The organism is Martelella sp. NC20 (assembly GCF_013459645.1).
Taxonomy (GTDB): Bacteria; Pseudomonadota; Alphaproteobacteria; order Rhizobiales; family Rhizobiaceae; genus Martelella.
Map to the genome: position 1 here is coordinate 5,528,233 of NZ_CP054861.1, position 12,348 is coordinate 5,540,580.

At 62.1% G+C, this 12,348-nt stretch carries 11 protein-coding genes; 5 read left to right on the plus strand and 6 right to left on the minus strand.

The features are described from left to right. Nucleotides 1–153: 153 nt before the first annotated feature. The 4 genes from HQ843_RS26290 to ubiE form a co-directional block, all read right to left on the minus strand. The gene (locus HQ843_RS26290; RefSeq protein ID WP_180900444.1) at nucleotides 154–1,434 is read right to left on the minus strand and encodes an imelysin family protein; all 1,281 of its coding nucleotides are present in this window, start codon (nucleotides 1,432–1,434) and stop codon (nucleotides 154–156) included. A 144-nt stretch (nucleotides 1,435–1,578) separates the two neighbouring features. Beyond that, complete coding sequence (locus HQ843_RS26295) at nucleotides 1,579–2,862, minus strand: RsmB/NOP family class I SAM-dependent RNA methyltransferase (protein ID WP_180900443.1); 1,284 nt, start codon at nucleotides 2,860–2,862, stop codon at nucleotides 1,579–1,581. Nucleotides 2,863–3,117: 255 nt separating this feature from the next. Continuing rightward, on the minus strand, nucleotides 3,118–4,704 hold the full coding sequence (gene ubiB / locus HQ843_RS26300) for a 2-polyprenylphenol 6-hydroxylase (protein ID WP_180900442.1): 1,587 nt from the start codon (nucleotides 4,702–4,704) through the stop codon (nucleotides 3,118–3,120). A 9-nt stretch (nucleotides 4,705–4,713) separates the two neighbouring features. Beyond that, nucleotides 4,714–5,490: a bifunctional demethylmenaquinone methyltransferase/2-methoxy-6-polyprenyl-1,4-benzoquinol methylase UbiE gene (gene ubiE, locus HQ843_RS26305; protein ID WP_180900441.1), complete on the minus strand. Its 777-nt coding sequence runs from the start codon at nucleotides 5,488–5,490 to the stop codon at nucleotides 4,714–4,716. 173 nt (nucleotides 5,491–5,663) lie between these two features. Here ubiE and mutM point away from each other — a divergent pair, with 173 nt between their 5' ends. Then, complete coding sequence (gene mutM, locus HQ843_RS26310; RefSeq protein WP_180900440.1) at nucleotides 5,664–6,545, plus strand: bifunctional DNA-formamidopyrimidine glycosylase/DNA-(apurinic or apyrimidinic site) lyase; 882 nt, start codon at nucleotides 5,664–5,666, stop codon at nucleotides 6,543–6,545. A gap of 4 nt (nucleotides 6,546–6,549) precedes the next feature. Here mutM and HQ843_RS26315 read toward each other — a convergent pair whose 3' ends face one another. Next, on the minus strand, nucleotides 6,550–7,542 hold the full coding sequence (locus HQ843_RS26315) for a 2-hydroxyacid dehydrogenase (protein WP_180900439.1): 993 nt from the start codon (nucleotides 7,540–7,542) through the stop codon (nucleotides 6,550–6,552). 295 nt (nucleotides 7,543–7,837) lie between these two features. Between HQ843_RS26315 and rpsT the strand changes: the two genes are divergently transcribed. From rpsT to ybaK, 4 genes are all read left to right on the plus strand, one after another. Then, nucleotides 7,838–8,104 carry a 30S ribosomal protein S20 gene (rpsT, locus tag HQ843_RS26320; RefSeq protein ID WP_180900438.1) on the plus strand — a complete coding sequence of 89 codons (267 nt, stop codon included), beginning with the start codon at nucleotides 7,838–7,840 and terminating at the stop codon, nucleotides 8,102–8,104. A gap of 822 nt (nucleotides 8,105–8,926) precedes the next feature. After that, complete coding sequence (dnaA, locus tag HQ843_RS26325; protein ID WP_180900437.1) at nucleotides 8,927–10,465, plus strand: chromosomal replication initiator protein DnaA; 1,539 nt, start codon at nucleotides 8,927–8,929, stop codon at nucleotides 10,463–10,465. 224 nt (nucleotides 10,466–10,689) lie between these two features. Next, the gene (locus HQ843_RS26330; RefSeq protein ID WP_180900436.1) at nucleotides 10,690–11,043 is read left to right on the plus strand and encodes an ArsC family reductase; all 354 of its coding nucleotides are present in this window, start codon (nucleotides 10,690–10,692) and stop codon (nucleotides 11,041–11,043) included. 3 nt (nucleotides 11,044–11,046) lie between these two features. After that, nucleotides 11,047–11,520 (plus strand): Cys-tRNA(Pro) deacylase, encoded by a 474-nt coding sequence (gene ybaK / locus HQ843_RS26335; RefSeq protein ID WP_180900435.1) that lies wholly within the window; start codon nucleotides 11,047–11,049, stop codon nucleotides 11,518–11,520. A gap of 3 nt (nucleotides 11,521–11,523) precedes the next feature. On the opposite strand, the gene HQ843_RS26340 is transcribed toward ybaK, so the two are convergent. Then, complete coding sequence (locus tag HQ843_RS26340) at nucleotides 11,524–12,294, minus strand: hypothetical protein (protein WP_180900434.1); 771 nt, start codon at nucleotides 12,292–12,294, stop codon at nucleotides 11,524–11,526. Between the last annotated feature and the right edge of the window lie 54 nt (nucleotides 12,295–12,348).

The window sequence follows — 12,348 nt, forward strand, 5'->3', positions numbered from 1 at the left end:
GTGCAGCGCCAGCCGCAAGTTCTGAGTTCATCGAAAGGGTTCACCCCTCTCTGTCGCTTTCGCGACATCTCCCCCTCAAGGGGGGAGATCGTTATCGGTGGGTTCGCCATCGCACGACGGGCGCAGACGGCTGAACTGCCTATTATCCGTTCCCTACTGGAACACAGCTTCCGGCGCGTCAAGGCTGTCGGAGCCTTCCAGTTCGATCTGGCCAAGGTCCAGAGCGGCGATCGCGCGTTCGATCGAGGGCGTCTGGGCGACGAGGCCATCGATGGCGGCCTGGACTGTGGCGTTGCCTTCCGTATTGCCTTCGCCGATCATCTGGTCATAGGCTTCCACGGTCTCGGCGCGGACTGCCATGGCCGTCATCGCTTCGACGGTCGCAACCAGCTTCGCCTTGAGTTCCTCGTCCAGCGCCGGATCCTTCGCAGCCACCAGATCGGAAACCGAAGCGCCGGTCATTTCCGTGCCATCGACGCGGGTGTAATCGCCGGTATAGGCCTGAAGGATGCCGATCGCGTCGTTCAGATGCGAGGCATGGGTGTTGTCGGAGAAGCAATCATGCTCTTCTTCCGGATCGTGCAGCAGCAGGCCGAGCTTCATGCGCTCGCCGGCAAGTTCGCCATAGGAGAGCGAACCCATGCCCGTCAGGATCGCGGCGATGCCGGTGGTCGGGTCTTCGGTGACGTAGCTATAGGCCTCGCCACCCTGTTCCCAGGCCGCCACGATATCCTCGAGATCGGAAATCAGCAGTTCGGAGGCCGCGGTGATGTAGGCCGCGCGGCGATCGCAATTGCCGTTGGTGCAATCATCGCCGGTGAGGTAATCCGTGTAGGAGCGCTCGCCCGCGCCCGCATCCGTGCCGTTGAGATCCTGGCCCCAGAGCAGGAATTCGATGGCGTGGTAGCCGGTCGCGACATTGGCCTCGATCTCGCCCGCTTCCTGCAGCGTATCGGAAAGAAGCGCCGGCGTGATCTCGCTGGCGTCAATCGTTTCGCCGTTGATCTTGATCTCCGGATTGGCAATGACATTGGCGGTGTAGAGCGAATTCTCGTCGCTTTCCATGCCATAGGAGGCATCGACATAGTCGATCAGGCCCTCGTCCAGCGGCCAGGCATTGACCTTGCCTTCCCAGTCATCGACGGTCGGGTTGCCGAAACGGTAGACCTCGGTCTGCTGATAGGGAATGCGGGCCGCGATCCAGGCGTCCTTGGCGGCGTTCTGGGTCTCTTCGCTCGGATTTGCGATAAACGCCTGAATGGCCTCGTCCAGCGCCTTCGCCGTCGTCAGTGAATCCTGATATTTCGCAAGCGCAACATCGGCATAGTGCATGACCACCGCCTCGGACGTGACGTCGTCGGCAAATGCCGGGGCTGCGAGCATGGTCGAGGCAGCAAAGCCCGCCAGAAGGGCGCGCGTTCGGATCGTGTGCATTATGGGTCCCTCTCCTTCAATGACACTGTGAATGCCGACTACATGAAGGAAAAACAAACTTGTGTCAAACAGTCCAGTTATAGAAAACCGGTTCTAGCGCGATCACGCGGAAGCCGCATTGCGTATCGTCAATTCTCGCAAATTTCAGCCTTTTTTGCGCAGAACAGCGCAGAAGAAACCGTCGGTACCGGTTACCGCCGGCGTCAGCGTCGCAAACCGTCCATCGGTGAAATGCGGGCGCTTTTCGGATGACGGGAAGCGCTCCTGCCAGAGCCCTTCAATGTCGACCGCCGTGAAATCGGCATGGCTGTCGAGAAAACCCGCGATCCGGGCCTGATTTTCATCGGGCAGCAGCGAGCAGGTGACATAGACCAGCAGCCCGCCCGGCTTGACGAAACGGGAGGCTGCGGCCAGCACCTCGTCCTGCTGGACGGTGCGCTCTTCGAGGTTCTTTTCCGACAGCCGCCATTTGATATCGGGCCGGCGCCGCCACGTGCCGGTGCCCGTGCACGGCGCATCGATCAGCACGCGGTCGAACGTCAGCCCCTCCAGCGCCGCGGCATCGTCATGAACCTGAACATTGCGGGTCCCGGCGCGACGAAGCCGCTCGATGATCGGCGCAAGCCGGGTGCGGTCGGCATCATAGGCGTGCACCTGGCCGGCATTGTCCATGTCGGCGGAAAGCGCCAGCGTCTTGCCGCCGCCGCCGGCGCAATAATCCAGCACCTGCTGGCCGGCATGGGCATCGACCAGCCGGGCCACGATCTGCGAACCCTCGTCCTGCACCTCGAACCAGCCCTTCTGGAAGGCGAGTTCGGCGGTGACGTTCGGCAGCCGGTCAGCCCCGCTGCCGGGGGGAATGCGCAGGCCCTGGGGCGCGGTCGCCGCAAGTTCGGCCCCTGCGCGCGCCAACGCCTTCTTCACCTTCTCCCGGTCCGCCTTCAGCGTGTTGACGCGCAGATCGAGCGGCGGCCTGAGGTTCAGCGCCTCGGCCTCGGCAAGCCAATGCTCGCCGAAATTCGCCTTGAACGCCGGCAGGATCCACTCCGGCAGGTCGGCGCGGACGTGGTCGGGAGCATCGACGAGCTTGCGGCTTGCAAAGGCGGCCAGCGCTGTCTCCGGCAGCGGCTCAGGCGCGAACTTGTCGCCCTCAAGCCGCTCGGCAAGGCTTTCCGGGGTAAAGCCCCATTGCCGGAACAACACCGCATGGGCGAGCGCCGCGGGACTTTCGTCATCCATGAGCCAGCCGTGGGAAAGCTTCAGCCGCAGCGCGTCATAGACGATATTGCCGATCGCCGCCCGGTCGCCGGAGCCGGCGAACCGGTGCGCGGTGCCCCAGTCCTTCAGCGCGCTGGAAATCGGCCGCCTGCGCTCCTCGACCTCGGAAAGAACCTCGATTGCGCCCTGAAGACGTCCGCCGATGCGCATGGATTATGCTCCCCTGGGATTAGACTGATTTAAGGTGGAAACGGCCACCTTTCCGATCTCCCCCCTTGAGGGGGAGATGCCCCGACAGGGGCAGAGAGGGGTGAACCGTGAGCCAATAGGTTCGGCGTTTCGGGATATGCCCCATACCCCTCTCTGTCGCTTCGCGACATCTCCCCCTCAAGGGGGGAGATTGAAGGGGGCGATGCGGATAGCCCGGTCGCCAAACAGCAACCACATCACCAGAGCTCACACCCATCAAAACACCGCAACCGAAGCCACCACGGCGAGATACACCAGCACCGCCGCGATCAGCCACAGCGCCACGCGGCCGGAGCGGGTGTGGCGGGCCTCGGCGCGGCCGATGGCCTCCGAGGTGCGCTCGTCGAAGCGCAGCCCCTTCTCGCTCATGGCGACGATCTCGTTGTGGAATTTTTCGGTCTTGTCGGCGATTTCGGGGATCGCCTCGGCGATCTTCAGCACCGCCTGCATGCCATCGCGCATATCGGCGAGCACCCGGCGGGGGCCGAGATTCTGCTCGATCCAGCGACCGACCACCGGTTCAGACGCCTTCCACATGTTGAAATGCGGATCGAGCATGCGCGCGACGCCCTCGACCACCACCATGGTCTTCTGCAGGTTGATGAGCTGGGTCTGGGTGGTCATGTCGAAGATTTCGGTGATCTCGAACAGCAGCGTCAAAAGCTTGCCCATCGAGATGGTTTCCGCCGACTGGCCGTGGATCGGCTCGCCGATGGCGCGGATCGCCTGCGCGAACGAGGCCTTGTTGTGGTGCGACGGCACGTAACCGGCCTCGAAATGGGCTTCCGCCACGCGCATGTAATCGCGGGTGATGAAACCGTAGAGGATTTCGGCGAGCACCCGCCGCTCCTTCTTTCCGAGCCGGCCGACAATGCCCATGTCGACGGCGACGATCATGCCGTCATGGTCGACGAACAGATTGCCGGGATGCATGTCGGCATGAAAGAAGCCGTCGCGCAGCGTATGGCGCAGGAACGACTGGATCAGCGTCACCGCCAGTTTTTCCAGATCGTGGCCAGCAGCCTTCAGCCCGGCGACATCCGACATCTTGACGCCGTCGATCCATTCCATGGTGACGACATCGCGCCCGGTGCGCTCCCAGTCGACCACGGGCAGGCGAAACCCTTCGTCATGAACGGTGTTTTCCGTCATCTCGGAGATCGCGGCCGCTTCCAGCCGCAAATCCATCTCGATCCTGGTGGTCTGCTCCAGCGTGCGGGTGACATCGACGGGCCTGAGGCGCCGGCTGGAACGGACGAAACGCTCCTGCATGCGCGCGACCAGATACATCGCGCCGAGATCCTCGTTGAAACGCTGACGAATGCCGGGACGGATCACCTTGACGGCGACCTTCTTCTCGCCCTCCGGCGTCTCGACCATCGCCGGATGCACCTGCGCGATCGAGGCCGCGGCGATCGGATCGCCGAATTCGGTGTAGAGTTCATCGACGCTGCGCCCGAGCGAGCCGCGAATGGTCGCCTTGGACGCTTCCACCGGGAAGAACGGCATCCGGTCCTGCAACTGCGCCAGATCCTCGGCAAAGCCCGCGCCGACGACATCCGGACGGGTCGCCAGAAACTGGCCCATCTTCACATAGGAGGGCCCGAGCCGCGAGATTGCCTTGCCGAGCCTGTCGGAGCGCGCTTGTCTGCGCGCGCCCGGCCGGGCGAACGGCACCAGCATGGTCTTCACCAGCCGGGCAAAGGGCGGCAGGCCTTCCGACGGCAGCGCGTTGATCACGCCTTCGCGGGCCAGCACCCAGCCGACGCCGAGAAGGTTAAGATAGGATCGAAGCGCGCCCATGATGAATGCCTACAGTTTCCAGCCGGAATGAAGGGCAGCGATACCGCCGGAATAATTGGTGAATTTCACGCGCGAGAACCCGGCGCGCTCGATCATCTTCGCGAAATCGGCCTGATTGGGGAATTTGCGGATCGATTCGACCAGGTAGCGATAGGGCTCGCCGTCGCCGGCAATCGCCTTGCCGACGCGCGGAATGGCGTGGAACGACCACAGATCGTAGATCTTGTCGAGGATCGGTGCCTCGACCTCGGAGAACTCCAGCACCAGCAGCCGCCCGCCGCGTTTGAGCACCCGGTAGGCTTCCGCCAGCGCCTTGTCGATATGTGGCACGTTGCGGATGCCGAAGGCGATCGTATAGGCGTCGAATGTCTTGTCCTCGAACGGCAGGTCCTCGGCATTGGCCTCGACGAAGGTGAGGTTTTCGGCAATGCCCTTCTTGTGCGCGCGCTCCTCGCCGACGGCCAGCATCGAGCCGTTGATGTCGAGCACGGTGGCGCGGGCGAAACCCTTCGACGCATCGACGATGCGGAAGGCGATATCGCCCGTGCCGCCGGCGACATCGAGGACATGATAATCGGGATCGGCGGGTGGATTGAGGCTTGCCACCATCGCGCTTTTCCAGGCACGGTGAAGCCCCGCCGACATCACGTCGTTCATGATGTCGTAGCGTTTGGCAACCTTGTGGAACACGTCGTTGACGAGCGGCTGCTTGTCGCCGTCGGCGACACTTTTAAAGCCGAAGGAGGTTTCCATGCCGCCATTGGCGGTGGTCCGGCTATCCGTCATTTTACGCACCTCACGCTTGAAGATGTTCCGTCTGCCCGTTTCGGCTTTCTCAGCCCGACCTGAATTGCTATATCGGGCCTAATATCGGGTCTGCCGCAGCGATACACAACAGACGCCGTTGCGGCTATAAACCGAAACCCGGAAAAGCGAAACGCCAAAGGCTTAAAAATACCATGCCGGAACTGCCGGAAGTCGAAACCGTTCGCCGCGGGCTTGCGCCCGCCATGGAAGGCCGCATCATCGAGAAGCTGGAACTGCGCCGGGCCGATCTCCGGTTTCCGTTCCCGAGGGATTTTTCCAATGCGGTGAAGGGAAAGCGGATCGAAGCGCTGGGACGAAGGGCCAAATATCTGCTGATCGATCTCGAAGACGGCATGACAATCGTCGCCCATCTCGGCATGTCCGGCTCCTACCGCGTGGAAGCGGACGGCGCGGCGGAGACACCCGGCGACTTCCACCTGCCGCGAAATGCCGCAGCCGCCCATGACCATGTCATCTTCCATCTCGAGGACGGGCGGGTGATCTACAACGACCCGCGCCGCTTCGGCTTCATGAAACTCGTCGCGCGCGCCGGGATCGAGTCGGATGCCAGCTTCAAGGGCCTCGGCCCGGAGCCGACGGGCAACAGCCTCGACGCGGATTATCTGGCAACCCGCTTTGCCGGCAAGACCCAGAGCCTGAAGGCCGCCCTGCTCGACCAGCGCAATATCGCGGGGCTGGGCAATATCTATGTCTGCGAGGCGCTGTGGCGGGCGGAGCTTTCGCCATTCCGCGCCGCCGGCCATCTGGTCACCCCGGCGGGCAGGCCGCGGGCGGGACTGACGCGCCTCGTCCCGGCCATTCGCGATGTGATCGCCGAAGCGATCGAGGCCGGCGGCTCGACGCTGCGCGACCATCGAAAGACCGACGGCACGCTCGGCTATTTCCAGCATTCCTTCTCGGTCTACGACCGCACCGGCGCGCCCTGCCGGCACGAGGGCTGCGATGGCACAATCGCCCGCGCCGTCCAGACCGGCCGCTCCACCTTTTATTGCCCGGCGTGCCAGAAGGGGTGAGGCCTCAGCGCTTGCCGATCGGGTGCAGCGCCGCGCCGTTGTCCTCGAAGGCGGTGATGTTGGCAAGCGTAGTGCGGGCGATGTTGTGGAGCGCCTCCTGGGTGAAGAAGCCCTGATGGCCGGTGATCAGCACGTTCGGGAAGGTCAGGAGCCGGGCGAACACATCGTCGCGGATGACCGTGGAGGAGAGATCGCGGAAAAACAGATCCTCCTCCTCCTCGTAGACATCGAGCGCGAGCGCGCCAATGCGGCCGGATTTCAGCCCCTCGATGACCGCATGGGTATCGATCACTCCGCCGCGGCTGGTATTGACCAGCATGCGGCAGCGCTTCATCGATGCGATTGCACCCTCATCGATGAAATGGCGGGTTTCCGGCGTCAGCGGGCAATGAAGCGTGAGGATCTCGGATTTTTCGAGAAGCTCGTCCTTGCCGACATAACGCGCGCCGAGCGCGACCGCCTCGTCACTGGGATAGGGATCGAAGGCCAGAAGCTCGCAGCCGAAGCCGGCAAAGGCGCGCATCACATTGCGGCCGATCCCGCCCGTGCCGACCACGCCGACGGTCTTGCCGTGAAGATCGAAGCCGAGCAGCCCGTTGAGGGCGAAATTGCCCTCCCGCACCCGGTTGAAGGCGCGGTGGATCTTGCGGTTCAGCGTCAGCACCAGCGCAAGGGTATGTTCTGCGATCGCATACGGGGAATAGGACGGCACCCGGGCGGCGGCGATCCCGAGGCGGTCGGCAGCAGTCAGATCCAGCCGGTTGAAGCCGGCGCATCTGAGCGCCACCAGTTCGACCCCGACAGCCTTCAGGACCGAGAGCGTGGATGCGCCGAGATCGTCGTTGACGAAAGCGCAGATCGCCTTCGAGCCGGCGGCCAGTTTCGCGGTCGGGGCATGGAGCCCGGCCTCGGTGAAGACCAGTTCGTGCCGGCCCTCGTTCGCGGCCTTCAGAAAATCTTCGTCATAGGGCTTGGCAGAAAAGACTGTGACACGCATGGCGGTTCCTGTAGCTTGACGCGGGCCAGCCAAGTGTAGGGGCCTTTGCGACAATGGCAATGACAATGGCTGGCGGCAATCGCTGGCGGCAATCGCAGATTCGGTATTCTGTCGCCTTCCCCCCGATTTTGCGGGATTACGCATTGACGGATCGTCGGTTTCGCTTTATATGCCCGGCCACAGTATTTGAAAGCTCGATGAGCTTCATCAATTGCTCCCGTCACAAAAGCGAATGAGGCCTTTTACGGCGACCGCAACTGACGGAGCTTGCGTCAGAATTCGAAGAGAGACTTATATGGCCAATACAACTTCGGCGAAAAAGGCGACGCGCAAGATGGCCCGCCGTACTGCCGTCAACAAGTCCCGCCGCACTCGTGTCCGCGGCTATATCCGCAAGGTTGAGGAAGCGATCCTCGCCGGCGATCTCGATCAGGCAAAGGCCGCTCTGGCCGTCGCCGAGCCGGAACTGGCGCGCGCCGCCAGCAAGGGTGTTCTTCACCGCAACACCGCCTCGCGCAAGGTATCGCGCCTGGCCCGGCGGGTGAAGTCGATTTCGGCCTGAGCCGAATTTGAAATCAAGCTTTTTGAAGAACCCGGCCCCGCGCCGGGTTTTTTGTTTTGAGTTCATACACTTGTAGATTGTGACATCAACATTACAGACAGATGTCATAAAAATGACCAAAAAAATTTAGCTCTATCAAAGGTTTACGGGAGGTTCGCCGCATTTCCACCATTTTCGGGCCGCCGCGCCCGGCGCAAAAATGTAATCGGCAAAATTTATTTTCTCGGGCGACCCGTTCCATCCAATGTCAGTCATATCTGAATCTAATTGATTCAAAAGCGATTCTTTTCCACCCCTCTGCGGGAACGCAAACTCACTCGTAAGAGTCAATGCTGGAAGCGCCGAGTCGGCAAAAATTCCTTGTTGAAATTGTCGGTCGTTCTTGCCTAAATGCCTCCCGACAGCAAACGGAATGAGCTCCCGATCTCTTCGGGAGGGGCGTGTTCGACACAGGATGCGTTGTCTTCCCGGCGCTGGGAGCGGTTGCCTTGTGGCGCCGTTTTTCCAACAATCACAGGTTGCACTCCGGTTTTCACGCGAATTCCGGGATCGTTCCTGTGTGTCTTTTGCGAACGGCCAACGAGATCAGGGGGAGCATCACAACTTCAGGGCAGTATAGCTCCGGACATTTTGCAGCCTGCATTTTCCGATACGAGGATCGGATGGCGGGTGAGCGGCGGAAAGTCCCATTTCCGGCATTGAGCCGGACTACAACGCATGCCGGGAAGACACCGGCAGCAGGGCAAAACAGGCAGCGGGCGATTAAAAACAAGCGCGCGCCAGGGTGATGACGTTTGAAAGGCGGCAACGATGAGAATGAGAATGGTAGCCTCTCGCACCGAGGGCAATGCGGGCGATTCGGAGGCCGGTGGACATGATGCAAAACCGGCGACAGCTGCCAGGAATTCCAACGGGGACGATATCTTCTTCGAACGTTGCTGCACCGCGTTGAAAGCCCATGTCGGCGGCGATGTCTATGCCAGTTGGTTCGGCCGTTTGAAACTGCATTCCTGCGACAAGGGCGTGGTCCGCTTTTCGGTGCCCACCGCCTTTCTGAAGTCGTGGATCAACAATCACTATCTCGATCTGATCACCGAGATCGCCCGCGCGGAACGTCCGCACGTGCTGAAGATCGAGATTCTGGTCCGTTCCGCGACCCGCGCTCCGCGCCAGCCGCTCACAAACGAGCAACCGAAGCCGATCGCCGCCAGCCCCGCTCCGGTATCGCGGCCGCTGATGCGCGCACCGGCCGGCCAGCCGCTGATGCCCGATCCCGAAATGCCGCAGGCGCGCGGCGCCAACACGTCGGGCCAGACCGTTTTCGGCTCGCCACTCGATCCGTTCTTCACCTTTGACAGCTTCGTCGAGGGCGCATCCAACCGGGTTGCCTTTGCCGCCGCCAGGACCATCGCCGAATCTGGCATGGCGGCGGTGCGCTTCAATCCGCTGTTCATTCACTCCTCGGTCGGTCTCGGCAAGACCCATCTTCTGCAGGCGATCGCGAACGCGGCGCTTGCCTCGCCCGACAAGCAGCGCGTGGTCTACCTCACCGCCGAATACTTCATGTGGAAATTCGCCACCGCGATCCGCGACAACGACGCGCTGACGCTCAAGGATTCGCTGCGCAATATCGACCTTCTGGTGATCGACGACATGCAGTTCCTGCAGGGCAAGATGATCCAGCACGAATTCTGCCACCTGATCAACACGCTGCTCGACAGCGCCAAACAGGTTGTCGTCGCCGCCGACCGCGCGCCGTGGGAGCTGGAATCGCTCGACCCCCGGGTGCGTTCGCGCCTGACCGGCGGCGTTTCGCTGGAAATGAACGGTCCCGACTACACGATGCGGCTGGAAATGCTGAAGCGCCGGCTTTATCTGGCGCAGCAGGAAGACGCCGCGATCGACATCGCCCCGGAAGTGCTCGAACATGTCGCCAGCAAGGTGACCGCGAGCGGGCGCGAGCTTGAAGGCGCGTTCAACCAGTTGCTGTTCCGCCGCTCGTTCGAACCCAACCTGTCGCTGGAACGCGTCGATGAGCTTCTGGTCCATCTTGTCGGAACCGGCGAGCCGAAGCGGGTGCGCATCGAGGATATCCAGCGCGTCGTCGCCCGTCATTATTGCGTCACCCGGCAGGAGCTCGTCTCCAACCGGCGCACGCGGGTGATCGTCAAGCCGCGCCAGATCGCGATGTTTCTGGCCAAGACCATGACGCCGCGCTCCTTCCCGGAAATCGGCCGCCGTTTCGGCGGACGCGATCATACCACCGTGCTGCATGCGGTGCGCAAGATCGAGGACCTTCTGGAGAAGGACAACAAGCTGTCGCAGGAGGTGGAACTTCTGAAACGGCTGATCAACGAGTAGACAGCGCCCGAGTTCATTACCTGAAATCACGGCTGCGAGCGCTTAACGCATTGAGCAGCGATACTCTTTGGCCAGCGCACGCCGTGTGGCCTGGATCCTCGGGTCAAGCCCGAGGACGCGGAGTGTGAGGACAGGTTCGTCACCGCTCGATAAGCCCGGCCCCGCGCCGGGCTTTTCTCATTCCTGCCGACTTGCTAAAGCAGACGGCAAACAGGAGAGACGTCATGCTGGTCACGCTTTACGGAATCAGGAATTGCGACACGATGAAGAAGGCCTGGACCTGGCTCGACGCGCATTCCATTGCCTACGACTTTCACGACTACAAGAAGGCCGGCATCGACCGGGCGCATCTGGAGCGCTGGTGCGACGAAGCCGGCTGGGACAAGGTTCTGAACCGCGCCGGCATGACCTTCCGCAAGCTGCCGGAGGCCGACAAGACCGATCTCACCCGCGAAAAGGCGATCGGTCTGATGCTGGCCCAACCCTCGATGATCAAGCGGCCGGTGCTGGAAACGGACGGGGCGATTACGCTCGGCTTCAGGCCGGACAGCTACGAAGCCCTTTTTGGCAAGGGCTAGGCGATGGCGAAGACCACGCAGGCGACCCGGTTTCTCGACAAGGCCGGCGTCGATTACACCATCCAGCAGTATGATTACGACCCCAATGCCTTCAAGGTCGGGCTTCAGGCGGCCGAAGCGATCGGCGAGGCCCCCGACCGGGTGCTGAAGACGCTGATGGCCATGGTTGATGGCAGGCCGGTCTGCGCGGTGGTGCCCTCCAATGCCGAAGTCTCGATGAAGAAACTCGCCACCGCCTTTTCCGGCAAGCATGCCGAGATGGCGGACCCGAAGACCGCCGAGCGGCTTTCCGGCTATCATGTCGGCGGCATCTCGCCCTTCGGCCAGAGAAAGCGCGTGCCGGTGGCGTTCGAGGAGAAGGCGCTTGCCGAGCCCTATGTGGTGATGAATGGCGGCCAGCGCGGTTTGCAGGTCAAGCTTGCGCCGGCCGACGCGGTGAAGGCGCTTGGCGCGGTAACGGCGGGCGTGATCGCGTAAACCTCAGATCGGGTCGCCGCGCGCCGCCTCGCGCGCTTTCGCCCGCGCTTCCGGCGTGAAGGCAGAACAGTCCGGGCTGGTTGCGATAACGCCGGCAAGGTCGTTTCGGGCAATGGCATCCTCCACGAAGGCGAGCCGGTCCCTGCCTTGCAGTTCGATTACCGCCTGACGCAGAATCGGGGCCGGTTCGTTCCCGTAACGGCGCTCCTGTCTGGCCTCAAGGTAGTACCGGATATCCGGATTGAAGCGGAAATCCAGCCAGTTGCGGCTACGCAGCAGTTCCGGGATCGCGAAATAATGTCCGGTTTCGGCAAAACTGACGAGCTTGTGCAGAAGCTCCACCACACGGTCCTCAAGGATGGTTTCGGCGGGTCTGCCGAACCTGCCGCAGAACAGCCCGTCCAGACGGCTTTCGGAAGGGCGCAGGATATAAACCTCCCTGAGCGCCTCGCTGACAGTCTGCACGATGCAGAAAGCCGAGGCCGAACGCTCCGTTCGAAGCACATGCAGCTTCCATGCCTCAAGGCCGTCTTCGCCATCGTGTTTCAGCGCGTAATCCGGATACGTCCTGTTATAGATCAGGTAGTCGAAAGCCACCTGGGCGGCGCATCCGTCAAACCCCAACGCATTGATATCCGCGATCATTGCCAGATCTTCTTGCGCATACTCATCGGGATAGGACGGATGGGGATGCGTTTCGAAAGACCAGCGATCTGCGGCGTGCGCCGGCTGCAGAATGGCCAGAAACAGCAAGACGATAGCCCCTAGCCGCATTTCACCCAATCCCCGCAAATCCCCGCTCCCGATGCAAGCACTACCATAGGCTTC